Here is a 25,230-nt window from a genome sequence, read left to right as displayed (position 1 = left end):
TACAGCGTTACAACCTGCTGTCAACTCCTTTCTCACCGCTGTCGATTCAAGCATCTGAACCGAAGCGCTTCCTCGCTGCTTACTTCGTCCAACTCATTGATTATCAAGGAGTTTTCCGTTTCGTCTGCGCCGGAAGTGGGGCGAATTATAGACAGATCCAGACGAGCGTCAAGCACTTATTTAAACTTTTGTTACAGCGCCCGCTTTCCTCCCCGTCCGCCGCGGGATTCGCCGAGCAATTGCAGGGATTCTAAGCATTAACAGGAAAGCGCCAATGCCAGCATATAGCGCCCACTCCTTTAGATCAGCCCTGACAATCCACAACATATGCAGCAATCCCAGCCCAAGGACGGCATAGCTAAGCCGATGAAGCTTCTTCCATCGCGCGCCCAATCGGCGTTGGCTGTAGCGATTGGAGGTCACTGCCAATGCCAGCAAACAAAGGAAACCCAAACTCCCCACAATAATGTAGGGGCGTTTGACCAATTCAACGCCGAGCTGAGCCCAGTCGAAACCCAGGATAAAGAACCCATACGCCAGCATGTGCACCACCACGCAGGCAAAACACCACAAACCCAGCTGACGGCGAACAGCTACCCAGCCCGACCACCCGCTCACACGCTGCAGAGGCGTCATGGCCAACGTGATCAAGAGCAACACGAGCGTGCCCAGGCCAAAACGATCCACCAGCACCTTACCGGGATCGGGTCCAAGGTCGAGCAACCACGCCTGGCGCAGCCACACGATAGGCGGAATACAAATCGCAATGAAGACAGACAGACGCCAGAACGGATAACGCATCAATAGTTTTTCCGAAGATCCATACCCGTATAGAGAGAGGCCACCTGCTCTCCATACCCGTTGAACATCTCTGTCTGCCGAATGTTGGGACTGAACAGCCCGCTCGGCAAGCGCCGCTCATGGGCTTGAGTCCAGCGCGGGTGATCGACAGTCGGGTTCACATTGGCATAGAAGCCGTATTCATTTGCCGCGATGCTTTGCCACGTGGTTTTCGGCTGCTCGCTCACCAGGCTGATGCGCACAATCGATTTCACACTCTTGAAGCCGTATTTCCATGGCACGACCAGGCGCAACGGCGCGCCGTTCTGGTTTGGCAGTTCACGTCCATACATGCCCACCGCCAGAATGGCCAGTGGATTCATCGCTTCGTCCAGTCGCAGGCCTTCCACGTAAGGCCAATCGATCAATGCAAAACCGGATCGCTGCCCCGGCATCGTCTTCGGGTCTTGCAGCGTTTCGAAGCGAATGTATTTTGCATTGGCAGTCGGCTCTACCTGTTTGAGCAGCGCGGAAATCGGAAAGCCCATCCACGGGATAACCATCGACCAGGCCTCGACACAACGCAATCGGTAAATACGCTCTTCCAACTGATAAGGCTTCATGAAGTCCTCAAGCGCATAGCGCCCGGGTTTGCCAACCTCCCCGTCGATCACCACGCTCCAAGGCTCGGTCTTGAGTGAACCGGCGTTTTGCGCCGGGTCGCCCTTATCGGTGCCGAACTCATAGAAGTTGTTGTAATGGGTCGCATCCTTGAACGGGGTGATGGCTTCGCCCTTGACCGTCATGGCCTGCCATTGCGTGGTGGGGAGCTTGTCTTTGAACCAGCCAGGGGCCGCACCCGGTTCAACATCGGCATACTGCGATGCATCACTGGCCTCGGACCAACGCGGCAACGCGCCGACAGCCAGCCCGGCAAGCGAGCCTCCCAGCAGAGAGCGACGAGAGAGATAGAAGGATTCTGGTGTGACATCCGACTCTTTGCAGTCAGACGCGGAAGGGGATTTGATCAGCATGTTGACTCCGCAGCGATGGAGAACTGAAGCACCTATGCTGCGGAGTATGCGGGAAATGACGCCGTTCGGACTACTTGTGCCGACGCAGGCGCAACAGATATTGAATCGGACCTGATGCTGCGTAGCCGAGGAATATCAGCAGCAGAATGCGCGGTGGATCGCTGAATACGACGGCAAAGACCAACACCACCGCCAGAATCGCAACAAAAGGCACACGCCCTTTCAAGTCCAGCTCCTTGAAGCTGTTGTACTTGATGTTACTGACCATCAGCATGCCCGCCGCCGCGACCAGCAGAGCGACCAGGAAAGACAGCTTGGAGCCCTGGATGCCGTAGTCGCTGAATGCCCACACGGTTCCGGCTACCACGCCAGCTGCAGCGGGACTAGCCAGACCAATGAAATAGCGCTTGTCGGCTTTGCCCACTTGCGTATTGAATCGCGCCAAGCGGAGCGCAGCGCCCGCCACATAGATGAAGGCGACCATCCAGCCGACCTTACCCATGTCACCCAACGCCCAACCGAACGCCAACAGCGCCGGCGCCACACCGAAGGCAACCATGTCGGACAGCGAGTCATACTCGGCACCGAACGCGCTTTGGGTATTGGTCATGCGTGCAACACGACCATCAAGCCCGTCGAGCACCATGGCCACGAAGATGGCGATGGCCGCAAAGGCGAAATACTTGCTCGCCCCCACCTGATCACCCGCACTCATCGCACTTTGAGCACTCATCGCGCTGATGATGGCGTAGAAACCGGCAAACAGGTTCGCCGTGGTGAAGAGGTTCGGCAGCAGATAAATGCCGCGATGCCTGACCTTGCGGCCCTCGGCGTCGTGGCCCTCTTCTATATGTTCATCGATCGGTAGCAGGCTTTCGGCGTCAGAGGCCTTGTTCGGCTCTTCGGGACGTTCGCTCATGGACAATACCTTGCAGCTATGAAATTTCGACAGATGCTTGCGGCGACGTCGCGCCGACAAACGATGCAGCTTTATACCAGATGAGCCCCCAGAACGAAAAAACGCGACCCTGAGGTCGCGTTCTTCGTTAACCGGAACCCGATTTCTACAATCTTAGTTCTTGGTCTGGTCCACGATTTTGTTCTTCGCGATCCAAGGCATCATCGAGCGCAGTTGCTCGCCGATGACTTCGATGCCGTGAGCCTTGTTGTTACGGCGCTTGGCGGTCATCGATGCGTAGTTGCTTGCGCCTTCGGCGATGAACATCTTCGCGTATTCGCCGTCCTGGATGCGCTTCAGAGCATTGCGCATGGCCTGACGGGATTCAGCGTTGATGACTTCAGGACCGGTCACGTACTCGCCGTATTCGGCGTTGTTGGAGATCGAGTAGTTCATGTTGGCGATACCGCCTTCGTACATGAGGTCGACGATCAGCTTCAGTTCGTGCAGGCACTCGAAGTAAGCCATTTCTGGCGCGTAGCCCGCTTCGACCAGGGTTTCAAAACCGGCTTTGACCAGCTCGACGGTACCGCCACACAGTACGGCTTGTTCGCCGAACAGGTCAGTTTCGGTTTCGTCTTTGAACGTGGTTTCGATGATGCCGGTACGGCCGCCGCCAACGCCAGAAGCGTAGGACAGCGCAACGTTTTTGGCATTGCCGGAAGCGTCCTGGTAAACAGCGATCAGGTCAGGGATGCCGCCGCCTTTGACGAATTCGGTACGGACGGTGTGACCTGGCGCTTTTGGCGCGATCATGATCACGTCCAGGTCAGCACGTGGCACAACCTGGTTGTAGTGGATAGCGAAACCGTGGGAGAAAGCCAGGGTGGCGCCCTTCTTGATGTTCGGCTCGATTTCGTTCTTGTACAGCTGGGACTGGAATTCGTCCGGGGTCAGGATCATGACCAGGTCAGCAGCGGCAACGGCGGAAGCAACGTCAGTCACTTTCAGGCCGTGGGCTTCAGCCTTGGCGACAGTAGCCGAACCTTTACGCAGACCAACAGTGACATCAACGCCGGAGTCTTTCAGGTTGCACGCCTGAGCGTGGCCTTGAGAACCGTAACCGATGATGGCCACTTTCTTGCCCTGGATGATCGAAAGGTCGCAGTCTTTGTCGTAATAAACTTTCATGAAATTCCCCTGTTATCTCGGCCGTTCAGGCCATTCGCAAAATTAGGTTAGATGCTCAGTACTTTGTCGCCGCGGGCAATGCCCGTGACGCCGCTGCGTACTGTTTCCAGGATGGCACTGGTGCCGATCGCCTGGATGAAGCTGTCCAGTTTGTCGCTGGTCCCTGCCAGTTGCACCGTGTAGACACTGCTGGAAACATCAACGATCTGGCCGCGGAAGATGTCCGTGGTGCGTTTGATTTCCGCACGTTGTGCACCGGTAGCCTTGACCTTGATCAGCATCAGCTCGCGCTCGATATGGGCACTTTCCGACAGATCGACCAGCTTGACCACTTCAACCAGCTTGTTGAGGTTCTTGGTGATCTGCTCGATCACCTCATCGTGACCGACGGTGGTCAGCGTCAGACGCGACAGGGTCGGGTCCTCGGTCGGCGCCACAGTCAGGCTTTCGATGTTGTAGTTACGCTGCGAAAACAGACCGACGACACGAGACAAGGCACCCGGTTCGTTTTCCAGCAATAGCGAAATGATGTGCCGCATATTAGGTACGCTCCGTCTTGCTCAGCCACATGTCGCGCATCGACCCGTCTCTGATCTGCATCGGGTAGACGTGTTCGGCGACGTCGACCTGGATGTCGAGGAACACCAGGCGATCCTTCATGGCGAACGCTTCTTCCATCTTCGGCTTCAAGTCTTTCAGATCGGTGATCTTCATGCCGACGTGACCGTAGGCTTCGACCAGCTTCACGAAATCAGGCAGCGACTCCATATAGGAGTGCGAGTGACGACCGCTGTAGCTCATGTCCTGCCATTGACGAACCATGCCGAGCACGCCGTTGTTGAGCAGAATGATCTTCACCGGCAGGTTGTACTGCAGGCACGTCGACAGCTCCTGAATGTTCATCTGGATACTGCCTTCGCCCGTCACACAGGCAACGTGTGCGTCTGGGAAGCTCAGCGCAACGCCCATGGCCGCTGGCAGACCAAAGCCCATAGTGCCCAGACCACCGGAGTTGATCCAGCGATTAGGCTTGTTGAAACGGTAGTACTGCGCGGCAAACATCTGATGCTGACCCACGTCGGAGGTGACGTAGGCATCGCCCTTGGTCACTTCGCACAACGTTTCGATCACGGCCTGAGGCTTGATGACGCTGCCGTCACCACGGTTGTACGGAAACAGGTCGCCGCCCGCACGCCATTCGTCGATCTGCTTCCACCAGGTCGCCACCGATTCCTTGCTAGGGGTCTCGCCGATTTCCTTGAGTGTCGCAACCATTTCGGTCAGGACGCTTTCCACAGGACCTACGATAGGCACGTCAGCCTTGATGGTCTTGGAGATCGAAGCCGGGTCGATATCGATGTGGATGATCTTGGCGCCCGGGCAGAAGCGCGAGGCGCCATTGATCACGCGATCGTCGAAACGCGCGCCGACCGCCAGGATAACGTCCGAATGGTGCATCGCCAGGTTGGCGGTGTAGCTGCCATGCATGCCCAGCATGCCAACGAACTGGCGATCGGTCCCTGGATAAGCGCCCAGGCCCATCAAGGTGTTGGTCACCGGCGCGTTCAGCATTTGCGACAGTTCGGTCAGTGGTGCCGAACCGTTGCCCATCACCACGCCGCCACCGGCGTAGATGATCGGGCGCTTGGCAGCCAGGAGCATCTCCACCGCCTTGCGGATCTGGCCAGAGTGGCCACGAACTGCCGGGCTGTAGGAACGCAACTTGGCTTTTTTCGGGAAGACGTATTCAAACTTCTCGGCCGGGTTGGTCATGTCTTTTGGAATGTCGACCACGACAGGACCAGGACGGCCGGACTGCGCCAGGTAGAACGCCTTCTTCAGGACTTCCGGGATTTCCGACGGATGCTTGATCATGAAGCTGTGCTTCACGATCGGACGGGAGATACCGATCATGTCGGTTTCCTGGAAGGCGTCGGTCCCTACCATGTTGCTTGGCACCTGACCCGACAGGACAACCATCGGAATCGAGTCCATATAGGCGGTCGCGATGCCGGTGATGGCGTTGGTTGCACCGGGACCTGAAGTCACCAGTACGACGCCAGCCTTGCCGGTAGCGCGCGCATAACCGTCAGCCATGTGGGTCGCAGCCTGTTCGTGACGAACGAGGATGTGGCTCACGGCCGGTTCTTTGAACAGCGCGTCGTAAATATGCAGGAGGGCACCGCCCGGGTACCCATAGATATGCTCAACGCCTTCGTCACGCAAAAAGCGGACGACCATTTCAGCGCCAGATAAAAGCTCCACGTTGTTCACCTCTAAAACGCCAGAATACCGTCCACACAAACGAGGAGACGGGTCTTAATAGGTTTACTGCAAAGCAGAGCATGAGCGACGGTGGTCGCCGACTACGTCAGCACTGACTGAGCAAGTATTGGGAGCGCCCCTAAGTGTTTCGGGGTCTTCCCACCCAGCGCGAGGTAACGCGTTGCGGGTGTTACAGGTCGGCGCGGGTGTGCGCCTCATGATCTACCGAGACGGTCTGCTTCTGGCAGTCCCTCTACAGCGAACTTTGGATTGTTCTGATTCGCCCCGCTCAAGTCAAGTCATCGATGCGCTTTCTTCACCCACACTGTGCGAAAAAGCACCGAATGAGGTCGTCTCGGCGCGCTTGTGATAGGTTTCGTCAGCACCGCAAACGACGTTAAGGAAGCAGTATGCGCTGGATGATTCTCGCCACCGCGCTGACGCTGGCAGTTGGGACTGCTACCGGTCAGGCGGCCCAGATCTATAAATGGGTCGATGCACAGGGGGTGACGCACTTCGACGCCCAGCCGCCTGCCGGACAGTCGGTTCAGGAAATCGACATACAGAAACCGGTCACGCCGCCCTCCACTGCACCAGCAGCGCGGCCCGATGCCGACCAGGAACAGCAGGCCATCGACACCAAGGTGAAGAAACAGGTCGCGGCCGACGCCGCCAAGCGCAAAGCGTACTGCGACCGCCAACGCACCAACCTTGCGCAGTTGCAAAACAATCCGCGGGTGCGTGAAGAGGTGAACGGAGAATACAGACGCTTTACCGAGGAGGAGCGTCAGGCACGTATCGCCGAGGTCAAGAGGTCCATCGACGATACGTGCAACTGAGCGTCAGACTGACTCTGTGATCAGCCGGTCAAACTGAGCCAGCAGTGCCTGCAGATTGCGGGTTTCCTGGACGCGACTGGCGTAGACCATTTGCGCCATTTCCAGAATGCCCGATGCATTCGGCAGTGGCAGATCCTGCTCAAGGATGATTTTCATCCGGGGCAGGAAAATCCATTGCAACCACTGATCGAAATCCAGCGTGTCGACACAAAACGGCTCGCGACTCGACAGATCCTCATCGCTGGGCGGCACCTCTTTCCACAAGCCCAGCACACGAAGTTCACGCTCGATCAACAGCAGCTGATCGGCGATCTTTGGAAACCGATTATCCATTGGCCTTCTGCCGCGCCAGCGCTGCACCCGCCGCGTCACCCTGCTTCTCACGCGCTTGTGCGATCAGTCCCCACAGGCTCGCCTGCAAGCTGGCCCGGCCGTTGGCGTAGGTCAGACCACGGCGCGCCAGTTGCTCTGCCTGAGGTGCATCGCCTTGAGCCAGACGCACTTGCGCCAGTTTGTAGAGCACCTGCGGTTCGCGTGGCGCGACACGTTGAGCGCGCTCGAGGCTGGACGACGCACCGTTGAGGTCGCCGCTGCTCTGCTGTTGCTGTGCGGTGGTCAGCAACGCCAGCACCGGACCGTCCAGTTGCTCGTCAGCAGAGAGACCGCCGCTGCTCGACGCCGACGGAATACCGGTCGGCGCGGACGCAGGCATATTGTAGGTATCGCCGGTCGCGGCAGGCGGTGTGTAGGTGCTGTTAATCGGCGCCTGATTGGCCGGAGCAGTGTTGATTGGGGCCGTACTGACCGGCGCCGAGGTCGGCGGGACGAAAGTCGAGATCGGCGCAGCGCTGGCATTAGCGCCGCCCGGGACCATCACGGTGACGCCCGAGTCTTCTTGAATCGATTGCGCCTGCGCCGGGCTCTGGACCGGCGCACGATAGGCGGTGTTACGGTTTGTCGAGACACGCTCGCTGTTGGAGACGCGCGAGCCCGCGTCCACCACCGGAATGTTGCTGCGCGTCTGACTGGCGCAACCATTGAGCAAAGCCAGAGCCGTTAAAGCCGGAATCCACCACTTGTTCACTTCACATCCTCTTCGCTTAGTTCAACCAGCCTTTGACCCAGTCCATCACCGACTCGGCAGGCGCTGATGGCCCGCCACACGCTGGCCCAGGTTGCGGCTCACTGCCGCGAATATACGGCATCTGTACGGCGCCCGGGCAGCTGGCGTCGGTGCCTTGCCCGGTTGAAGCATTGACCCAGGCCTGAACCACGTTATCCGGCATGGCCATGTCCAGCGGAAGCGGGTCGGCCTTCTTCATGAAGCTGGTCCAGATTTGCAACGCGCCCGTGGCGCCGGTAAACGGTGTCTTGCCGTTGTCGTCTCGACCCATCCAGACCACTGCCAGCAAATCCTGACTGAAGCCTGCGAACCAGCTGTCACGAGAATCGTTGGTCGTCCCCGATTTACCCGCCAGGTTCAGCGTGCCTGGCAATACGTTGTACACCGACTTGCCGGTGCCTTCGCGCATCACGCGCTGCATGGCGTTCTGCAGCAGATAGATGGAACCCGGGTCGAAGCGCTGCTGAATCTGGAACGGATAACGCTTCAGCGGCTCGCCTTCGGCAGTCAGCACACTCCGGATACCGCGCAGTGGCGTGTTGAACCCGCCGCTGGCAATGGTCTGGTACATGGTCGCCACTTCAATCGGGCTCAGGGCGCCAGCCCCCAGCAACATCGACGGAAACGTCGGCCAGTCGCGGGTTACGCCCAGCTTGGTGAGGGTTTTGAAGACATTCGGCACACCCAGATCAAGTCCCAGCTTGGCGCTGGACAAGTTGTAGGAATGCGCCAGCCCCTGATAAAGGAAGATGTTGCCGTGGGCCTTGTGATCGAAGTTCTGGGGCTTCCAGATCTGGCCATCCGCGCCCTTTACCTGAAACGGTTCGTCCGGAACCCAACTGGTCAGCGTGTACTGCTGAGGACGCTCCAGCGCGGTGAGGTAAATCGCCGGTTTGACCAGCGAGCCGATCGGACGCACGGCATCCAGCGCGCGGTTAAATCCGGCAAATCCGGCCTGACGGCTGCCGATCAAGGCCTGCACTTCACCCGTTTCCGGGTTGGTCACGACCATGGCCGTTTCCATATCATCGGAGCCCTTGCGCCCCGCCATCTTCGCGAAACTCTCACGGACAGCGGCTTCCGACTTCATTTGCAGGATCGGGTCGAAGCTGGTGAAGATTCGCAGGCCTTCTTCGGTCAAGTCTTCGTCGCGGTAGTCCTGACGCAGCTGACGCTTGACCAGGTCCAGGAAGTCCGGGAACGAGCTGTCAGCCAGCGAGCCGGTCTTGGTCACGCCCAACGGCATTTTCTTCGCCGCCGCCACGGCCTCCGGTGAGGCAACGCCTTGCTGTTCAAGCAGATCGAGCACCAGGTTACGGCGCTCAAGCGCCCGTTCAGGATTGCGACGCGGGTTGTAGTAGGACGGCCCCTTCACGAGACCGACCAACAGCGCCACCTGATGGAGCTTGAGCTCCGACAACGGCTGGCTGAAGAAATACTGGCTCGCCAGGCCAAAACCGTGAACGGCGCGCTGACCGTCCTGACCGACGAAGACTTCGTTGAGGTACGCCTCGAGGATTTCCTGCTTGCTGTAATGGATCTCCAGCAGGATCGCCATCATGGCTTCGGTCAGTTTGCGCGTGATACTGCGCTCGTTGGTCAGGTAGAAGTTCTTGACCAACTGTTGAGTCAGGGTTGATCCCCCTTGACGCATCTGTCCGGCCGAGGCGTTGACCCAGAAAGCCCGGGCAATCGACTTCGGCGACACGCCGAAATGATGGTAAAAGTCGCGGTCTTCGACGGTTACCAGCGTGTCGAGCAAATAAGGAGGCGCCTGATCGAGCTTGATCAGGATGCGGTCTTCAAGGTTTTTCGGGTAAAGACCGCCGATCATCAGCGGCTCAAGCCGCGCAACGGCGAGCTTCGAACCATTGGCGGCCGTCAGGTCTGCGACATAGTCGCCCGAGAAACGCACGTGGATCTGCTGAGCGGGGTCCGCGCCTTCATAGAACTGAAAGCCGCGCGTATTCAGGTCAACGTTGTTGCCGTTCACCGCCGCAGCGCCTGGGCCATTGGCAACGCTTTCACGCCGGTAACCCAAGGCATCGAGCTCGATGAGGAAGTCGTCACGGGACAGTTTCTGTCCGACGAACAGCTCCAGAGGCCGCGCATAGACCTTGGCGGGGATGGTCCAGCGCTTGCCGGAGAATTTCTCCTGGACGATGGAGTCCAGATACACCGCGAAGCAGGCAAGAATCACCATGCCCACGAGGCTGAGTTTGAGGGCCCAGCCCAACAGGCTGCGAAGGCGGCTGTTGGCGGGTTTGGGGGATTTTTTCGAAGTGCGGGATCGAGTCATGGCGGCGGATTATACGCACTTTCAAGATCATCGGCAGACCGCCCTCTCAGCGGTTTGCAGCAATGCGCCAAGCGGCCATAATGGCCGCCTTTAGTCACCTTCTTTTTCGACTTATCACTTTTCAAGGATTGTCCGTGAGCCAGACACTGATAGCCGCTCTGCAAAACCCTGCCCTGTTCCCGCACCCGGTGGAGCAGTTTCAGGTCATTGAGACGCATATTTCCTGGGTGCTGCTCACAGGCCCCTTCGTCTACAAGATCAAGAAGCCGATGAATTTCGGCTTCCTTGATTTCACCACCCTCTCCTCTCGCGAGCACTTCTGCCAGCAGGAGTTGAAGCTCAATCAGCGTCTCACCGAGAATTTGTATCTGGAAGTGTTGCCGATCACCGGCAGCGCTGAAGCGCCTCAATTGGGCGGCGAGGGCGAGGCGATCGAATACGCGTTGAAAATGCGCCAGTTCCCGCAGGACGGTTTGCTTAGCACCCTGCAAGCGAAAGGCGAACTGACCACGGCGCACATCGATGACATGGCGCGCCAGATTGCCGAGTTCCACGAAAAGGCGCCGCGCGTCCTGTCCGAAAACGAACTGGGCTCGCCCGAAAGCGTGATGGCACCCGTCACCCAGAACTTCGAGCAGATTCTGCCGTTCCTCAGCGAAAAGGCCGATCTTGTTCAGCTCGACGCCCTCGAAGCCTGGGCCAAGGCCAGCTACGAGCGCTTGAAGCCTCTGCTGAGTCAGCGCAAGGCCGATGGTTTCATTCGCGAATGCCACGGTGATATCCATCTGGGCAACATCACGCTGATTGACGGCAAGGTCGTGATTTTCGACTGCATCGAATTCAACGAGCCGTTCCGCATGACCGACGTCTACGCCGACATCGGCTTTCTGGCGATGGACCTGGAAGACCGTGGCCTGAAAAGCCTGTCGCGTCGCCTGATCAGCCAGTACCTGGAGCACACCGGCGATTACGCGGGCCTGGAGTTGCTGAATTTCTACAAAGCCTACCGTGCGCTGGTTCGGGCCAAGGTGTCGCTGTTCAGCCTGTCGCCCGATGCTGACCATGTGCAACGCGCCACCACCCTGCGCCAATACCGCAACTACGCCAACCTGGCGGAGAGCTACAGCGCCATCCCTTCCAATTTTCTGGCGATCACCCACGGTGTTTCCGCTGTCGGCAAGAGCCATGTGGCGATGCGTCTGGTGGAAGCGCTGGGCGCCGTTCGTCTGCGTTCTGATATCGAACGCAAGCGCCTGTTTGGGGACAGCAAAGACCTGTACGCAGCCGAGGTCAGCGCCGACACCTACAAGCGCCTGAACGAACTGGCGGCCGTGGTGTTGCACGCCGGATTCCCGGTCGTGATCGACGCGACGTTCCTCAAGCACGAGCAGCGTCTGGCAACAGCACAGGTGGCGGAAGCGACCGGCGCACCGTTCCTGATCCTCGACTGCGCGGCGCCCAAGGCGGTCATCCAAGGCTGGCTCGCGCAGCGTCAGGCCCAGAACCAGGACCCGTCCGACGCCACCATGGAGGTCATCGAAGCTCAACTGGCTAACCGTGAACCACTGACCGCAGACGAAACGCTGCGCAGCCGTCACGTAGAAACCAATCTGAGCGGGGATCTGGACAAACTCGTCACGGATATTCGTCAGTACCTGCCCGGCCTGTAATCACGACCGCTCACCAATCATCGCGTCGTGAAGGAAGCCCCTTCACGGCTCGACGATAGTGGCATTATACTGGCGTCAGAATTCCAACAAGGTGACGCCATGAACCAGCCCAAGCAGCTCGACTCCCCGCTCTTTGCCTTGCTGCGAAGAGATGACGTAAACGCCTTCAACCTCCAACGCCCGAAAAACGGGCCGATCGATCTCGCCGGCGGTGATTTTCGCGGCCTCGATCTGCGCGAACTGAATGCCGATGACATCGACTTCACTGACGCTTATTTTCGGTCTGCCGACCTGCGCGGCGTCGATTTTCGGACCGCTTCGCTGGAAGGCGCAAGCATCGCCCATGCCCAGATCTCCGGGGCCTACTTCCCGCCAGAGCTGAGCGCCGACGAGATTCTCATGTCGGTCAACTTCGGCACACGCCTGCGTTACCGCACACGTTAAGCCTGCACCGCACTCGCCCCACGCGAGTGGTCAGCCTCCCCGCCCTGCATGCTCGGACATGCCGGGCCTGCCCCGTTTGTCGCTTTAACCACCTTTTTCGCTAACGTCCGGCGCTTCGCTGGGGGTTTTACCGAGCGTTGGCTTTCCCCTCTCTCATGGCTATCTATACTCATTCCATGGCTTGAGCCCGCAGTTTGTCCAGGCCTGTAAGGTTTTTAAACACGGAGCAACACCTTGCACGGAGGCAACATGGAAGACGAACTGCAACAGATGAAAAATCTGGGCAAGACTTCGGTCCAGTGGCTGCATGCAGCCGGAATTCACAACGAAGCAGACTTGCGCCGACTGGGCGCCATACACGCTTATCGCGCGGTCAAGACCCGCGGCTTTCGCACCTCCAAGGTCCTGCTCTATGCCATTGAGGGCGCACTGCTTGACCAGCATTGGTGCGACCTGCCGCTTGAAGTGAAAGCCTCACTGAATGAACAGGTCTCCGGACTCGACAGAGAAGCCTTGCGACCTCACACCACCGCCGTTGAAAAATAGTTTGAGATCACCTGTTGACTTACAAATGAGAATTACTATGATTATCACATCCAGTCGCGAGACTGGCTGGTAACCTGAAAGGCTCCTTGGTTCGGACTCTCAGATTATCTCCTCATCAGGCTAATCACGGTTTTTGACCCGGCTTTTTGCCGGGTCTTTTTTTGCCCGCGATAAGTGCAGCTCACTCATGCCCCCATGCCAAGCTGCGTCAGTAGATCGTCCAGCAGGCTCGATCCGCCCAACCGCATTCTCTGCGGCTCCAGCCAGTAAGGCCCAAACCGGGCTTGCGCGATCTCGAGGTAGGTCCGCGCCTCGCTGATCGTGCGCACATTTCCAGACGCCTTGAATCCGACTTGCGCGCCCAGTTCGGCAATCGCCTCGATCAGGATCCGCGCCGCCTGTGGTGTCGCGCTGACGATCTGTTTACCCGTACTGGTCTTGAGAAAGGCGACACCCTCGCGGATCGCCATCCTGCACACATCGTGGATGATCTGGGGATCGCGCAACACGCCGGTTTCAAGGGTAACCGTCAGCGTCCCGCGTCGGCCGCATCGGGCTTTGCAGGCCGCGATCATTTCGGCACCGATCTGCTTGTCGCCTGCCAGATGCGCGTGGAACGGGTAGACCAGGTCGATTTCATCGGCCCCCGCGAGCACAGCAGCCTCTGTTTCAGACACCACCGTGGCGACGGAGGCACCGCCATTGGGGAAATTAACCGCGGCCACCACCTTGATCTCTCTGGCCTGGGCGTCGTCGAGCGTACGCCGGGCCAGGCCTGCGAACCTGGGTAGCACACAGACTGCCGCGACATTTCCCACCGGTGTCTTGGCCCGCTCGCACAAGGCCACAATGCGCTCGGCCGTGTCGTCAGCGTTCAACGACGTCAACTCCATCAACGCTATCGCCGTCTGAGCCCATGCTTCGTCGCTCTCGTTCATCCTGCTCATGCCACTTGCCTCACCCTTCACGTTCGAGGGAGCGACGATAATCCAGCAAGGGTGCGCGTGAACGACCACGCAGGCTGTAAAGAGCTGACCTACGCGACTATCAGAAACGTCTTAAGGATGTTGCCTGCAAACAATCGCCTTGGTTGTCAGGACGGCGGGCGCATCTGCGCGCAGTAGTCCTGATCCGGCAGTGCAGCGGTGTACCAGACGTAATCCGCGCTGCCGGGCTCGACCTCGTTGCCGACCTGCGCCAGCAACAACACGACGGGACGCTCCGGGCTGCTGAGGTCCGCCATGTGCAGAGGAATCCCCAGATCCTTGCGAACGTGATAACTGCCCGCAAACAACAAGGCAGGCGCCGGCGCCTCCATGACACGGTGCGCCATGCGCCGGTCTCGCTGTTGCTGAACGGCGAGCATCGCGGGAAGGGCATCCTCGGGCAGCATGCCGCAGTGAGATTCGCGGACCTGCGCCAACAACTGCGCGCGCACGGTCTCGCGGGTTGATTGGGTGCCGCTCAGCACGGGACGCTGGTGGTAAATGGCCCCGATCTCTTCTTTGCTCAGGTTGGCGGACAGCACCGGGTACGGCTGGGCCAACGCGAACCGCATTATCGGCCCGTAAAGCGCCCAGTCCCAGCCGTTCTGCCAGGCTAAGGCGACGGGCAAGTCGGCAGGGTAGCGGCCGCTCTGTAAACCGCGCTGCACTTGATCAACCCGGCCCTGCTGGTCCGGCGTTAGCATTTCCAGCAACAGGCTGCCTTGTGGGCGCTGATCGCTGAGCGCCTGCAACAACCACAGCTGCAAGGCATGGTGATCGGGATTGTCATGCTGCTCGCCCACCAGCACACGGGGGGCCCCGGCCAGACGAGCGATCAACTGTTGCGGGTTCAACGCCTGTCCGGTGCCCAGATCGCGAATCATGCCCAGATCCCTGTGCTCACGCCCCTCGGGGCTTTGCCAGGAAGGTAGGGGTGGCAACGTCGGCGGCGACTGGCAGGCGCTCGCCAATGACAGCATCAGAAACAGCAGGTAACGACGCACGCGACCTCCTTGTAAAACCACTTTTCAGAACGGTTTACCGCGCGATGATCAACGGGTGTCCCCGCTCGGGGTGACGCTGAACCAGCACATCCAGGCCAAATACGGCCTTGAGCGACTCCGGCACCAACACCGTGTCTGGCGTACCCAGCGCATAAGGGCGGCCCGACGCCAGCAACAACAGGCGGTCGCAGTAACGCGCCGCCAGATTGAGATCGTGAAGAATCACCATGACCGCGCCACCCCGGTCGGCGAAATCACGCACGGCCTGCAGCGTGGTGTGTTGATGCAGCGGATCCAGCATCGAGGTCGGCTCGTCCAGCAACAACGTCTTCCCGCCCTCGCCCGGCCACAACTGCGCCAACACCCTCGCCAGGTGAACGCGCTGACGCTCACCACCCGACAACGTGAGGTAGCTGCGATCGTTCAAGTGCAGCGCATCGGCGGCTTCCAGCGCAGCCTGGACGATCTCGGCATCACGCTGCTGGCCGCTGTCATGAGGCAAACGCCCCATCGCGACCACGTCCTGCACCTTGAACGCGAAGCTCAGCGTCGAACTTTGCGGGAGAACCGCCAGACGCCGAGCCCTCTGCTGGCCTGTCCAGTGCGTCAGCAACTGCTCGTCGAGCCAAAGCTGACCCTGCGTCGTCTTCAACTCACCACACAATGCGCCCAGCAGCGTGCTCTTGCCAGCCCCGTTCGGCCCGAGCACACCCAGGATTTCGCCGGGGTTGACGGTCAGGTCGATGTGTTCCAGCACGCATTTACCGTCACGATGAACGCTGAGCCCCTGCGCCTTCATCATCAGGTGCGTCCTCGAACCAGCAAAAACAGGAAAAACGGCGCGCCGATAAAGGCGGTAACAATGCCGATCGGCAGTTCTGCCGGCGCCAGCACCATCCGCGCAAACACATCGGCGAACAGCAACAGGCTCGCACCGGCCAGTGCCGAAGCAGGCAGCACGACACGGTGATCGGGGCCTGCGACCAACCGAATCAGGTGAGGCACGATCAACCCGACAAATCCAATCAGCCCCGCAGCCGCCACCGCTGCACCGACACCCAGCGCGATACACAGAATCAGCTCGCGCTTGAGCCTCTCCACTTCGATGCCCAGATGGCGGGCCTCGGACTCCCCAAGGAGCAGCGCATTCAGCGCCTTGGCCCGGCGCGGGAGCCAGAAAATCACCGCCGTACAGACCAGCAGCAGAGGCCAGAGCCTCGCATAACTGGCGCCGTTCAGCGTGCCGAGGTTCCAGAACGTCAACGTGCGCAAAGCAGCGTCATCGGCCAGGTAGGTGAACAGGCCGATAATCGAACCTGCCAGCGCTGTCATCGCCACACCCGCCAGCAGCATGATGCCCACGCTGGTCTGTCCATCGCGGCGCCCGAGGCGATAAACGATGCCCGTGACGGTCAGGCCGCCCGCGAATGCGCAGATCGACAATAAATAAGGCTCAAGCACAGGCGGCAAGCCACCCAGAGAAGCACCCGCCACGATGGCGACCGCCGCACCCAGCGCGGCGCCGCTGGAAACACCGACCAGGCCCGGGTCGGCCAGCGGGTTGCGGAACAAGCCCTGCATCGCCACGCCCGACAATGCCAGCACAGCCCCCACCGCTAACCCGAGCAGCGTGCGAGGCATACGAATCTGGCCGAGGATCAGCTCGGCCTGCTGAACGTCATCCCCTGCCAACGGCACACCGAGCAGGCGCAGACCGGCGCGCAGCGTGTCCATCAGCGGGAGGCTTACAGGCCCCAATGCCAGCGACAGCCAGACAGCCAGTGCGCAAGCGAGACTCAGCAGGGTGAATAACGTTCGAGGCTGCACTATCGCCCTCATTGAGCTGGCGACACCTTGGCGTTGAGGGTGGTATTTGCAGGATAGAACGCTTTGGACAGGGTCTTCATCGCCTCCGGCAGACGAGGGCCCAGACCGCCGACCAACAGCGTCGGATCCACTTCGATCAGGCGGTTATCGCGTGCGGCCTGCGTCGAGGCGAGCAAAGGGTTTTCCGTAAGCAACGCGTCGCGGGAGGAGGCCCCGTTCTGTGCACGGTCGGTGAACACCAGCACATCAGGATTCAAGCCGGTCATGGCCTCGGCAGAGAATATCTTGTAGCCGGCATGAGTCGCCAGATTTCGGCCACCGGCCTGTTTTATCAGCCAGTCACCCACGGTCCCCACGCCAGCCACCATCGGCGCTGCCCCGGCATGGCTGACCAACAGGATGACGCCAGGCGCGGGTTGGCGCTGTTGCGCCTGCGCAACCCAGTTGTGCTGGGTGTCCAGTTGCTTCGCGTAGTGTTCGCTCAGCTCACGTGCCCGGGGTTCATCGCCGAGCAACGCTCCAAGCTTCTGCAAGTTGCCGTGCAACGCCGTCATGTTCGCGCTGGCGGACAACACTTCCACCTTCACGCCTGCCGATCGAAGTTGTTCGAGAACGGGCGGCGGGCCCATTTCTTCAGTGCCTACCAGAATGTTCGGACGCAGGCTCAGAATGCCTTCAGACGACAACTGCCGCTGATAACCGATGCTGGGCAGCGATTTGATCGATTCGGGGTGCTGGCTGGTGGTGTCGATACCGACCAGATGAGACTCCCCACCCAACGCCACGACCCATTCCGTCAACGCCCCGCCCGCACTGACCCAACGCTGAGGTGGCTGCGATTGAGCTGACGCCAGATGAGTGAATACAAGCCCGGCCAGAATCACAGTCAGTTTGCTCAGGGAGCGCATAGCGGGAGAATCCTTATAAAGAGGGAGCGCGCCTGACATGCCTCAAGGATCAGGCCCGGCGTACGCTGGATCGACGCGTCATTTCCAGAGCTGTCAGACTAGACGCTATGACAACCGGGCAATTTGATAATTATTTGCATTTGCGCGTCAAGCGCGAAGGAGACTCCACTGAACTACCTGTGTAACGGGAATGAACTGCCCGAAGGAACAAGCCGTGGCTTCGAGATTGATGGCCTGCGAGTGCTGGCAGTACGCCGCGCCGGTCTGGTTTACGTCTACCAGAACCGATGTCCGCACCGTGGCGTGCCGCTGGAATGGCATCCAGACCAGTTTCTCGACAGCAGCGCCAGCCTGATCCAGTGCGCGACCCACGGGGCACTGTTTCTGATCGAAAGTGGTGAATGCATCGCCGGGCCGTGTGAAGGCAAAACCCTGGGCGTCATCACCTGCGGCGAAGACGCGCAGGGCATCTGGATCAGCCCGCCAGCACGGGATTGAGCACGCCCTTTTCAGCCAGATGAACCTTGAGACGACGGTCGACGCGCACTTCATCCGGCGTCAGTTGCACACCATAGGCGAGGACTTCAACTCCGGCGGAGACGGCCTCACGCAGGGCTTGGGCATAGGCGGCATCGATTTCCTCGGCGGGACGCACGCCCTCGATCCCGGTCAGATTGACGCAATACAACAGCACGGCGCGCACGCCCTCGCGAGCCAGGGCGGCCAGCTCGCGCAAATGCTTCGCGCCGCGTTGGGTCACCGCGTCGGGAAACGCCGCCACGGCCGTATCGTCAAACCCCAACGTGACGCTTTTCACTTCCAGGTAGAGCGGACCCTCTGGGTAATCCAGACGGAAATCGACCCGACTGTTCTCCTGCCCGTAGGCCACTTCCCGCTTGAGCGCGGTAAAACCGTCGAGCTCGGTGATGACACCCGCCAACAGCGCTTCTTCCACCAGTTTGTTCGCGCGGCCGGTGTTCACGCAGGCAAAGCGTCCCTGAGGGGTCTCGCTGATTTCCCACGTGCCCGGCAACTTACGCTTGGGGTCATTGGAGCGACTGAACCAGACGCGCCCGCCGGGCATCATGCAGTTGAACATTGAGCCGGTGTTGGGGCAATGAATGGTCAGGCGTTCGCCGCTGGGGGTTTCGATATCGGCCAGAAAGCGCTTGTAACGCTGGATCAGGCGACCTTCTTCGAGTTCGGGAGAAAAACGCATCAGGCCTTCCAGCTCCGCAGTCCACGCTCGATACGCTCAACGGCATCCTGGAGTCGAGGCAGGCTCTGTGTGTAGGCAAAACGCACATGATGGCCGGCCTGATAACGCCCGAAATCCAGGCCAGGCGTGAACGCGATGTGTTCGGTCTCCAGAAAATGCCGACAAAACGCAAACGCGTCGCCGCCGAAGGCGCTGATGTCCGCATAAAGATAGAAGGCGCCTTCGGGCTCGACGGCAATGTTGAAGCCAAGCTCACGCAACGCGGGCAGCAGGAAGTCCCTTCGCTTGCCAAATTCAGTGCGACGCTCTTCGAGAATGGCCAGTGTCTGCGGCTCGAAACACGCCAACGCGGCGCTTTGCGCCATGCTCGGTGCGCTGATGTAAAGGTTCTGCGCCAGCTTTTCCAGATCGCCGACCGCGTCTTGCGGCGCCACCAGCCACCCCAGGCGCCACCCGGTCATGCCGAAATACTTTGAAAAACTATTCAAAACAAACGCGTCGTTGTCCACTTCCAGCACGCTGGCGGCATCGGTGCCGTAAGTCAGACCGTGATAAATCTCGTCCACCACCAGATGCCCGTTGCGCGCCTTGATCGACGCGGACAGCGCAGCCAGCTCGTCACGGTGCAGCAAGGTGCCCGTCGGGTTGGCCGGCGAGGCGACCAACGCACCGACGCTGTCCTGATTCCAGTGCTGTGCGACCAGATCCGGCGTCAGTTGGTAACGCACCTGCGGCCCGACCGGCACCAATTGCGCAGCGCCTTCCACCAGACGCAGGAAATGACGGTTACACGGATACCCCGGATCGGCCAGCAACCAGTGTTTACCGGGATCGACCAACAGACTCGCCGCCAGCAACAAGGCGCCCGAACCGCCAGGCGTAATCAGGATGCGGCCCGGATCCACGTTGACGCCGTAACGCTGGGCATAGAAGCCGGAAATAGCCTCGCGCAACTCAGGCAAGCCGCGCGCGGCGGTGTAGCGGGTTTTGCCCGCCGCCAATGCAGCCTGCCCGGCCTTGATGATGGGTTCGGCCGTGGTGAAGTCCGGCTCGCCGATCTCCAGGTGGATGACATCGTGCCCCGCCGCTTGCAGTTCATTGGCGCGCGCCAGCAGCGCCATCACATGAAAGGGTTCGATGGCGCGGCTGCGCGCACTGTAGGGCTGGGGCATTGGCCTTCCTTTATTTACACGTGTCGGAAACAATTTGCCGATTCTACCCAACCGCCTGCCCGGCTACAGGATTTATCCGGTGCCGTTTTGTGCCGACGATCCACTAATGAAGATGTTGTGGCGACAGGGGGCTAGACTGATAGCACTGCAAAATAATATAAAACCGGGCGCTTTGGCTGTGGTCATAGTTCATGGGCGCGTTGCAGAGCCATGCTCGACAACCGGGAGTAGCGCGCTCCGATTCGATCTGGTAAGTTCGCCCGCTTGCAGCCGCAGGGCCGGCAGGTGTCGGCGATGGATCATTACCCTGCGCAATGGCTTAGAAGAGTGAGAGGCGGTCCGTTCATGCCCACCGAAGAAAAGCAAAAGAGCAATTCAACAACGATCAGCGGTTTCGCCCCCTACGTCGAAGCGAAGGGTGAGGAATACATGGGCAAGCCCATGCGCGATCACTTCATCAAGATCCTGAACAAGTGGAAGCAGGATTTGATGCAGGAAGTCGACCGCACGGTTGATCACATGAAGGACGAAGCGGCCAACTTCCCTGACCCTGCTGACCGTGCAAGTCAGGAAGAAGAATTCGCTCTGGAGCTGCGTGCTCGTGACCGTGAGCGCAAGTTGATCAAAAAGATCGACAAGACGCTGCAACTGATCGAAGACGAAGAGTATGGCTGGTGCGAGTCCTGCGGCATCGAGATCGGCTTGCGCCGCCTGGAAGCCCGCCCGACTGCCGACCTGTGCATCGACTGCAAGACGCTGGCTGAAATCAAGGAAAAGCAGGTCGGTAAATGATCCTGCTTTTCGTATAAGACAAAGGACGCTTCGGCGTCCTTTGTTGTTTTGGCATTGTCCCCAAACCGATTTCCAGTACCATCACTGCCCATGAAATCCCCCTCTTATATAGGGCGCTTTGCGCCAACGCCCAGCGGCTACCTGCATTTTGGCTCTCTGGTTGCCGCCCTGGCGTCCTATCTGGATGCGCGCGCGGTCGGCGGGAAGTGGCTGATGCGCATGGAAGACCTCGATCCGCCCCGCGAAGAACCCGGCGCGCAGACCGCGATCCTCAATACCCTGGAAACCTACGGGTTTGAGTGGGACGGCGAGCTGGTGCGGCAAAGTGACCGCCATGAGGCCTATCAAGACATCATCAATCGCTGGTTCAGCTACGGGCTGGCCTACGCTTGCACCTGTTCGCGCAAGCAGCTCGAAGATTTCCAGGGGATTTACCCGGGCTTTTGCCGCAACGCAGGGCATTCGCCTGATAACGCAGCAATCCGTATCCGCGTGCCAGAGCTGGAATACCGCTTTGAAGACCGGGTTCAGGGTGAGTTTCGTCAGCACCTGGGCCGTGACGTCGGCGATTTCGTGATCAAGCGGCGGGACGGCTTCTACGCCTATCAACTGGCGGTGGTTCTGGACGATGGCTGGCAGGGCGTTACGGACATCGTGCGCGGCGCCGACCTGCTGGACTCCACGCCGCGCCAGCTTTACCTGCAGGAATTGCTGGGATTGCCACAACCGCGCTATCTGCACGTCCCGCTGATTACCCAGCCTGACGGCCATAAGCTGGGCAAGTCCTACCGCTCACCACCGTTACCTGTCGATCAGGCCACGCCATTACTGATGCGTGCCTTGCGCGCCTTGGGACAGCCGGTAACGGACGAATTGTCCTTCGCGACGCCGCGTGAGGTGCTTGGCTGGGGCATCGCCCACTGGAATGCCGATTTGATTCCACGGGTCGCCAGCATCGAAGAAGCTCGAATAGACTGATCTAGAGCGGTTGCTCCAAACTGCACCACAAAGCTGGCCGAAACGTCGCTTGCAGCCTGATAGCCATCCGTTACCATGCCGCTCCGTCACAGGCTGTCGTGCCGGCGTCACTCAATCTGGGAGGCCAAATGTACATTTATCGATTGGTCCTGCTCCTGGTGGTAGGCATCTACCTCTTCTCCCCCGCCATCATGGATTGGTGGATCGACGCAACGGGCGCCTGGTATCGGCCCTACATGCTGTGGCTGATCCTGATCGTGGTGACCTTCATTCTGCAGAGCCAACGAGATGCCGATGAGCTTTAGCCTGACCCAGATGATCCTGGTCAGCACCGCCTACCTGTTGGTGCTGTTCAGCGTTGCCTGGATCAGCGAACGCGGCCTGATCCCGCGCTGGATCATTCGCCACCCGCTGACCTACACCCTGTCGCTGGGCGTTTATGCCAGTGCCTGGGCGTTCTACGGCACTGTGGGCCTGGCGTACGAATACGGTTATGGGTTTCTGTCGAGTTACCTGGGCGTATCGGGGGCCTTTCTGCTCGCGCCGGTGCTGCTTTACCCGATTCTCAAGATCACCCGCACCTACCAGCTCTCGTCGCTGGCTGACCTCTTTGCCTTCCGCTTTCGCAGCACCTGGGCGGGCGCACTGACGACGATTTTCATGCTGATCGGCGTCTTGCCGCTGCTGGCCCTGCAGATCCAGGCCGTTGCGGACTCCATGGCGATCCTGACCCGTGAGCCTGTGCGCAACTACGTCGCCTTTGCGTTCTGCGTGCTGATCACTCTGTTCACCATCTTCTTCGGCTCGCGACACATCGCCACCCGGGAAAAACACGAAGGCCTGGTGTTCGCCATCGCTTTCGAGTCGGTGATCAAGCTGGTGGCCATCGGTGGCATCGGGATTTACGCGCTTTACGGCGTGTTCGACGGCCCGGCGAGCCTTGAACAATGGCTTCTGCAGAACCAGAGCGCACTGGCTGCGCTGCACACGCCCCTGCAGGAAGGCCCTTGGCGAACGCTGCTGCTGGTGTTCTTCGCCTCGGCCATCGTGATGCCGCACATGTATCACATGACCTTTACCGAAAACCTCAATCCGCGCGCGCTGGTCAGCGCGAGTTGGGGCTTGCCGCTGTTTCTGTTGCTGATGAGTCTGGCCGTCCCACTGGTGCTGTGGGCCGGGTTGAAACTGGGCGCGACCACCAGCCCGGAATACTTCACCCTCGGCATTGGCATTGCCGCCAACAACAAACTGTTGGCGCTTCTCGCTTACGTCGGCGGGCTGTCAGCGGCGAGCGGCCTGATCATCGTCACCACGCTGGCCTTGTCTGGCATGGCGCTCAACCACCTGGTATTACCGCTCTACCAGCCGCCGGCCGAAGGCAATATCTACCGCTGGCTGAAGTGGACCCGCCGTGGGCTGATCGTCGCCATCATCATGGCCGGCTACGGTTTCTACTTGCTGCTCGGCGCCAAGCAGGACCTGGCCAACCTGGGAATCGTCGCCTTCGTCGCCACTTTGCAGTTCCTGCCCGGCGTGCTCTCGGTTCTGTATTGGCCCGCCGCAAACCGTCGCGGCTTCATGGCAGGCCTGATCGCGGGGATCGTGGTGTGGCTGGTCAGCATGCTGTTCCCGCTGATCGGCAACTTCCAGGGCTTCTATATTCCGCTGTTGAACATGATCTACGTGCTGGATGACACCAGCTGGCACATGGCGGCGATTGCCTCGCTGGCCGCCAACGTTCTGGTGTTCACCCTGATTTCCCTGTTCAGCAACCCCAGCCCTGAGGAAGCCAGCGCCGCCGAGGCCTGCGCTGTGGATAACGTTCGCCGCCCGCAGCGTCGTGAATTGCACGCCGTCTCGCCGCAGGAGTTCGCGACTCAACTGGCCAAGCCGCTGGGTGCCAAAGCCGCGCAAAAGGAAGTCGAACAGGCCCTGCGCGATCTTTATCTGCCGTTCGACGAGCGTCGCCCGTATGCGCTGCGTCGCCTGCGTGACCGCATCGAAGCCAACCTGTCCGGCCTGATGGGCCCCAGCGTCGCACAGGACATGGTCGAGACCTTCCTGCCGTACAAATCAGGCGGCGAGAACTACGTCACCGAAGACATTCACTTCATCGAAAGCCGGCTCGAGGACTATCACTCGCGCCTCACCGGCCTCGCCGCCGAGCTCGATGCCCTGCGCCGTTACCACCGTCAGACCCTGCAGGAGTTGCCGATGGGCGTCTGCTCGCTGGCCAAGGATCAGGAGATCCTGATGTGGAACAAGGCCATGGAGGAACTCACCGGGATTGGCGCGCAGCGTGTGGTCGGCTCGCGCCTTGAAACCATTGCCGACCCATGGCGGCAATTGCTGCTGGGCTTCATCAACGTGCCGGACGAGCATTTGCACAAGCAGCGTCTGGCGCTGGACGGCCAGACCCGCTGGCTGAACCTTCATAAAGCGGCCATCGACGAACCGCTGGCGCCCGGTAACAGCGGGCTGGTGATTCTGGTTGAAGACCTGACCGACACCCAGATGCTCGAAGACAAACTGGTCCACTCCGAGCGTCTGGCCAGCATCGGTCGCCTGGCGGCAGGTGTGGCGCACGAGATTGGCAACCCGATCACCGGCATTGCCTGCCTGGCGCAGAACCTGCGCGAAGAGCGCGAGGATGATGGCGAACTGACCGAAATCAGCAGCCAGATCATCGAACAGACCAAGCGTGTCTCGCGCATCGTGCAGTCGCTGATGAGCTTCGCCCACGCGGGCGGCCATCAGCATGCCGACGAAGCTGTATGCCTGGCCGAAGTCGCTCAGGATGCCATTGGTCTGCTCGCGCTGAATCGCCGCAATTTCGAAGTGCAATTCTATAACCTGTGCAACCCGAGCCACTGGGTCGATGGCGACCCGCAACGCCTGGCTCAGGTGCTGATCAACCTGCTCTCAAACGCCCGTGACGCCTCGCCTGCGGGCAGTGCAGTGCGGGTAAAAAGCGAAGCCTCAGAACATACGGTCGATTTGATCGTCGAAGATGAAGGCACTGGAATTCCGAAAGCAATCATGGACCGCTTGTTCGAACCGTTCTTCACCACCAAGGATCCGGGGGAAGGGACAGGACTGGGGCTCGCACTGGTCTATTCCATCGTTGAAGAGCATTATGGACAAATCACCATCGACAGCCCGGCTGACCCCGAGCAACAACGCGGAACCCGTATTCGGGTGACATTACCGCGACATGTCGAAGCGACGTCCGCTGTGAACTGAGACCGTCGAGAG

General features: G+C 59.8%; 25 protein-coding genes. 9 read left to right on the top strand and 16 right to left on the bottom strand.

Annotation, left to right across the window (positions count from 1 at the left end):
* Positions 1–180: 180 nt before the first annotated feature.
* From msrQ to BLS87_RS32345, 6 genes are all read right to left on the bottom strand, one after another.
* Complete coding sequence (msrQ, locus tag BLS87_RS32370) at positions 181–801, bottom strand: protein-methionine-sulfoxide reductase heme-binding subunit MsrQ (protein WP_074759260.1); 621 nt, start codon at positions 799–801, stop codon at positions 181–183.
* Positions 801–1,814 carry a protein-methionine-sulfoxide reductase catalytic subunit MsrP gene (msrP, locus tag BLS87_RS32365; RefSeq protein ID WP_074759258.1) on the bottom strand — a complete coding sequence of 338 codons (1,014 nt, stop codon included), beginning with the start codon at positions 1,812–1,814 and terminating at the stop codon, positions 801–803. Before msrP ends, msrQ begins: the two co-directional genes overlap by 1 nt.
* 70 nt (positions 1,815–1,884) lie before the next feature.
* Positions 1,885–2,733 carry a CDP-diacylglycerol--serine O-phosphatidyltransferase gene (gene pssA / locus BLS87_RS32360; RefSeq protein WP_074759257.1) on the bottom strand — a complete coding sequence of 283 codons (849 nt, stop codon included), beginning with the start codon at positions 2,731–2,733 and terminating at the stop codon, positions 1,885–1,887.
* Between the two features lie 153 nt (positions 2,734–2,886).
* A complete protein-coding gene (ilvC, locus tag BLS87_RS32355) occupies positions 2,887–3,903 on the bottom strand; it encodes a ketol-acid reductoisomerase (RefSeq protein ID WP_074759255.1) in 1,017 nt (338 codons plus the stop codon).
* Between the two features lie 47 nt (positions 3,904–3,950).
* Positions 3,951–4,442 carry an acetolactate synthase small subunit gene (gene ilvN / locus BLS87_RS32350; RefSeq protein WP_062385123.1) on the bottom strand — a complete coding sequence of 164 codons (492 nt, stop codon included), beginning with the start codon at positions 4,440–4,442 and terminating at the stop codon, positions 3,951–3,953.
* Between the two features lies 1 nt (position 4,443).
* Positions 4,444–6,168 carry an acetolactate synthase 3 large subunit gene (locus BLS87_RS32345; RefSeq protein WP_074759268.1) on the bottom strand — a complete coding sequence of 575 codons (1,725 nt, stop codon included), beginning with the start codon at positions 6,166–6,168 and terminating at the stop codon, positions 4,444–4,446.
* Between the two features lie 410 nt (positions 6,169–6,578).
* On the opposite strand from BLS87_RS32345, the gene BLS87_RS32340 reads away from it, so the two are divergent.
* Positions 6,579–7,007 (top strand): DUF4124 domain-containing protein, encoded by a 429-nt coding sequence (locus tag BLS87_RS32340; protein ID WP_074759253.1) that lies wholly within the window; start codon positions 6,579–6,581, stop codon positions 7,005–7,007.
* A 3-nt stretch (positions 7,008–7,010) separates the two neighbouring features.
* Here BLS87_RS32340 and BLS87_RS32335 read toward each other — a convergent pair whose 3' ends face one another.
* Genes BLS87_RS32335 through mrcB form a run of 3 tightly spaced genes read right to left on the bottom strand, consistent with a single transcriptional unit; the run spans position 7,011 to position 10,429 of the window.
* Positions 7,011–7,340, bottom strand: coding sequence for a YqcC family protein (locus BLS87_RS32335; RefSeq protein ID WP_074759251.1), 330 nt, complete (start codon positions 7,338–7,340; stop codon positions 7,011–7,013).
* Positions 7,333–8,091 carry a tetratricopeptide repeat protein gene (locus tag BLS87_RS32330; protein ID WP_074759249.1) on the bottom strand — a complete coding sequence of 253 codons (759 nt, stop codon included), beginning with the start codon at positions 8,089–8,091 and terminating at the stop codon, positions 7,333–7,335. The genes BLS87_RS32335 and BLS87_RS32330 overlap by 8 nt, the downstream gene beginning before the upstream one ends.
* 16 nt (positions 8,092–8,107) lie before the next feature.
* Positions 8,108–10,429 (bottom strand): penicillin-binding protein 1B, encoded by a 2,322-nt coding sequence (mrcB, locus tag BLS87_RS32325; protein ID WP_074759247.1) that lies wholly within the window; start codon positions 10,427–10,429, stop codon positions 8,108–8,110.
* A gap of 134 nt (positions 10,430–10,563) precedes the next feature.
* Between mrcB and BLS87_RS32320 the strand changes: the two genes are divergently transcribed.
* From BLS87_RS32320 to BLS87_RS32310, 3 genes are all read left to right on the top strand, one after another.
* Positions 10,564–12,099 (top strand): bifunctional aminoglycoside phosphotransferase/ATP-binding protein, encoded by a 1,536-nt coding sequence (locus BLS87_RS32320; RefSeq protein ID WP_074759245.1) that lies wholly within the window; start codon positions 10,564–10,566, stop codon positions 12,097–12,099.
* Between the two features lie 99 nt (positions 12,100–12,198).
* Positions 12,199–12,543 (top strand): pentapeptide repeat-containing protein, encoded by a 345-nt coding sequence (locus BLS87_RS32315; protein ID WP_074759243.1) that lies wholly within the window; start codon positions 12,199–12,201, stop codon positions 12,541–12,543.
* Between the two features lie 249 nt (positions 12,544–12,792).
* Positions 12,793–13,089, top strand: a complete 297-nt coding sequence (locus BLS87_RS32310; RefSeq protein WP_074759241.1) for a TfoX/Sxy family protein — start codon at positions 12,793–12,795, stop codon at positions 13,087–13,089.
* Positions 13,090–13,274: 185 nt separating this feature from the next.
* Here the strand turns inward: BLS87_RS32310 and deoC are convergent, their stop codons facing one another.
* The 5 genes from deoC to BLS87_RS32285 form a co-directional block, all read right to left on the bottom strand.
* A complete protein-coding gene (deoC, locus tag BLS87_RS32305; protein ID WP_074759239.1) occupies positions 13,275–14,036 on the bottom strand; it encodes a deoxyribose-phosphate aldolase in 762 nt (253 codons plus the stop codon).
* Positions 14,037–14,182: 146 nt separating this feature from the next.
* Positions 14,183–15,055, bottom strand: coding sequence for a ChaN family lipoprotein (locus tag BLS87_RS32300; protein WP_074759266.1), 873 nt, complete (start codon positions 15,053–15,055; stop codon positions 14,183–14,185).
* A gap of 58 nt (positions 15,056–15,113) precedes the next feature.
* On the bottom strand, positions 15,114–15,881 hold the full coding sequence (locus BLS87_RS32295; protein ID WP_074759237.1) for a heme ABC transporter ATP-binding protein: 768 nt from the start codon (positions 15,879–15,881) through the stop codon (positions 15,114–15,116).
* Complete coding sequence (locus BLS87_RS32290) at positions 15,881–16,918, bottom strand: FecCD family ABC transporter permease (protein WP_074759235.1); 1,038 nt, start codon at positions 16,916–16,918, stop codon at positions 15,881–15,883. Before BLS87_RS32290 ends, BLS87_RS32295 begins: the two co-directional genes overlap by 1 nt.
* Complete coding sequence (locus BLS87_RS32285; protein ID WP_074759233.1) at positions 16,915–17,814, bottom strand: heme/hemin ABC transporter substrate-binding protein; 900 nt, start codon at positions 17,812–17,814, stop codon at positions 16,915–16,917. The genes BLS87_RS32290 and BLS87_RS32285 overlap by 4 nt, the downstream gene beginning before the upstream one ends.
* 168 nt (positions 17,815–17,982) lie before the next feature.
* On the opposite strand from BLS87_RS32285, the gene BLS87_RS32280 reads away from it, so the two are divergent.
* Entirely contained in the window at positions 17,983–18,312 is a 330-nt protein-coding gene (locus tag BLS87_RS32280; RefSeq protein ID WP_074759264.1) for a Rieske (2Fe-2S) protein, read from the top strand.
* Here the strand turns inward: BLS87_RS32280 and sfsA are convergent.
* Positions 18,290–19,033: a DNA/RNA nuclease SfsA gene (sfsA, locus tag BLS87_RS32275; protein WP_074759231.1), complete on the bottom strand. Its 744-nt coding sequence runs from the start codon at positions 19,031–19,033 to the stop codon at positions 18,290–18,292. The two genes, BLS87_RS32280 and sfsA, sit on opposite strands and share 23 nt — an antisense overlap.
* Complete coding sequence (locus BLS87_RS32270) at positions 19,033–20,205, bottom strand: pyridoxal phosphate-dependent aminotransferase (protein WP_074759229.1); 1,173 nt, start codon at positions 20,203–20,205, stop codon at positions 19,033–19,035. Before BLS87_RS32270 ends, sfsA begins: the two co-directional genes overlap by 1 nt.
* A 345-nt stretch (positions 20,206–20,550) precedes the next feature.
* Here BLS87_RS32270 and dksA point away from each other — a divergent pair, with 345 nt between their 5' ends.
* From dksA to BLS87_RS32255, 4 genes are all read left to right on the top strand, one after another.
* A complete protein-coding gene (gene dksA, locus BLS87_RS32265) occupies positions 20,551–20,997 on the top strand; it encodes an RNA polymerase-binding protein DksA (protein ID WP_074759227.1) in 447 nt (148 codons plus the stop codon).
* A 90-nt stretch (positions 20,998–21,087) separates the two neighbouring features.
* Entirely contained in the window at positions 21,088–21,975 is an 888-nt protein-coding gene (gluQRS, locus tag BLS87_RS32260; RefSeq protein ID WP_074759225.1) for a tRNA glutamyl-Q(34) synthetase GluQRS, read from the top strand.
* Positions 21,976–22,103: 128 nt separating this feature from the next.
* Positions 22,104–22,280 (top strand): hypothetical protein, encoded by a 177-nt coding sequence (locus tag BLS87_RS34025; RefSeq protein ID WP_002552060.1) that lies wholly within the window; start codon positions 22,104–22,106, stop codon positions 22,278–22,280.
* Entirely contained in the window at positions 22,264–25,218 is a 2,955-nt protein-coding gene (locus BLS87_RS32255) for a sensor histidine kinase (protein WP_167362134.1), read from the top strand. The genes BLS87_RS34025 and BLS87_RS32255 overlap by 17 nt, the downstream gene beginning before the upstream one ends.
* The last annotated feature ends 12 nt before the right edge of the window (positions 25,219–25,230 follow it).

The organism is Pseudomonas abietaniphila (assembly GCF_900100795.1).
Lineage (GTDB): Bacteria > Pseudomonadota > Gammaproteobacteria > Pseudomonadales > Pseudomonadaceae > Aquipseudomonas > Aquipseudomonas abietaniphila.
Note: the sequence above shows the minus strand (reverse complement) of the source record. Positions and strands in the feature narration are given on the sequence as shown.

Excerpts from the sequence above, each read along its gene's own strand:
- ilvC (WP_074759255.1), bottom strand. The coding sequence starts at position 3,903 with ATGAAAGTTTATTACGACAAAGACTGCGACCTTTCGATCATCCAGGGC.
- BLS87_RS32255 (WP_167362134.1), top strand. The coding sequence starts at position 22,264 with ATGCCGATGAGCTTTAGCCTGACCCAGATGATCCTGGTCAGCACCGCC.
- pssA (WP_074759257.1), bottom strand. The coding sequence starts at position 2,733 with ATGAGCGAACGTCCCGAAGAGCCGAACAAGGCCTCTGACGCCGAAAGC.
- BLS87_RS32290 (WP_074759235.1), bottom strand. The coding sequence starts at position 16,918 with ATGAGGGCGATAGTGCAGCCTCGAACGTTATTCACCCTGCTGAGTCTC.
- BLS87_RS32340 (WP_074759253.1), top strand. The coding sequence starts at position 6,579 with ATGCGCTGGATGATTCTCGCCACCGCGCTGACGCTGGCAGTTGGGACT.
- BLS87_RS34025 (WP_002552060.1), top strand. The coding sequence starts at position 22,104 with ATGTACATTTATCGATTGGTCCTGCTCCTGGTGGTAGGCATCTACCTC.
- mrcB (WP_074759247.1), bottom strand. The coding sequence starts at position 10,429 with ATGACTCGATCCCGCACTTCGAAAAAATCCCCCAAACCCGCCAACAGC.
- sfsA (WP_074759231.1), bottom strand. The coding sequence starts at position 19,033 with ATGCGTTTTTCTCCCGAACTCGAAGAAGGTCGCCTGATCCAGCGTTAC.
- BLS87_RS32285 (WP_074759233.1), bottom strand. The coding sequence starts at position 17,814 with ATGCGCTCCCTGAGCAAACTGACTGTGATTCTGGCCGGGCTTGTATTC.
- dksA (WP_074759227.1), top strand. The coding sequence starts at position 20,551 with ATGCCCACCGAAGAAAAGCAAAAGAGCAATTCAACAACGATCAGCGGT.
- deoC (WP_074759239.1), bottom strand. The coding sequence starts at position 14,036 with ATGAGCAGGATGAACGAGAGCGACGAAGCATGGGCTCAGACGGCGATA.
- BLS87_RS32270 (WP_074759229.1), bottom strand. The coding sequence starts at position 20,205 with ATGCCCCAGCCCTACAGTGCGCGCAGCCGCGCCATCGAACCCTTTCAT.
- BLS87_RS32335 (WP_074759251.1), bottom strand. The coding sequence starts at position 7,340 with ATGGATAATCGGTTTCCAAAGATCGCCGATCAGCTGCTGTTGATCGAG.
- BLS87_RS32300 (WP_074759266.1), bottom strand. The coding sequence starts at position 15,055 with ATGCTGTCATTGGCGAGCGCCTGCCAGTCGCCGCCGACGTTGCCACCC.
- BLS87_RS32310 (WP_074759241.1), top strand. The coding sequence starts at position 12,793 with ATGGAAGACGAACTGCAACAGATGAAAAATCTGGGCAAGACTTCGGTC.
- gluQRS (WP_074759225.1), top strand. The coding sequence starts at position 21,088 with ATGAAATCCCCCTCTTATATAGGGCGCTTTGCGCCAACGCCCAGCGGC.
- BLS87_RS32295 (WP_074759237.1), bottom strand. The coding sequence starts at position 15,881 with ATGATGAAGGCGCAGGGGCTCAGCGTTCATCGTGACGGTAAATGCGTG.
- msrQ (WP_074759260.1), bottom strand. The coding sequence starts at position 801 with ATGCGTTATCCGTTCTGGCGTCTGTCTGTCTTCATTGCGATTTGTATT.
- ilvN (WP_062385123.1), bottom strand. The coding sequence starts at position 4,442 with ATGCGGCACATCATTTCGCTATTGCTGGAAAACGAACCGGGTGCCTTG.
- BLS87_RS32315 (WP_074759243.1), top strand. The coding sequence starts at position 12,199 with ATGAACCAGCCCAAGCAGCTCGACTCCCCGCTCTTTGCCTTGCTGCGA.
- msrP (WP_074759258.1), bottom strand. The coding sequence starts at position 1,814 with ATGCTGATCAAATCCCCTTCCGCGTCTGACTGCAAAGAGTCGGATGTC.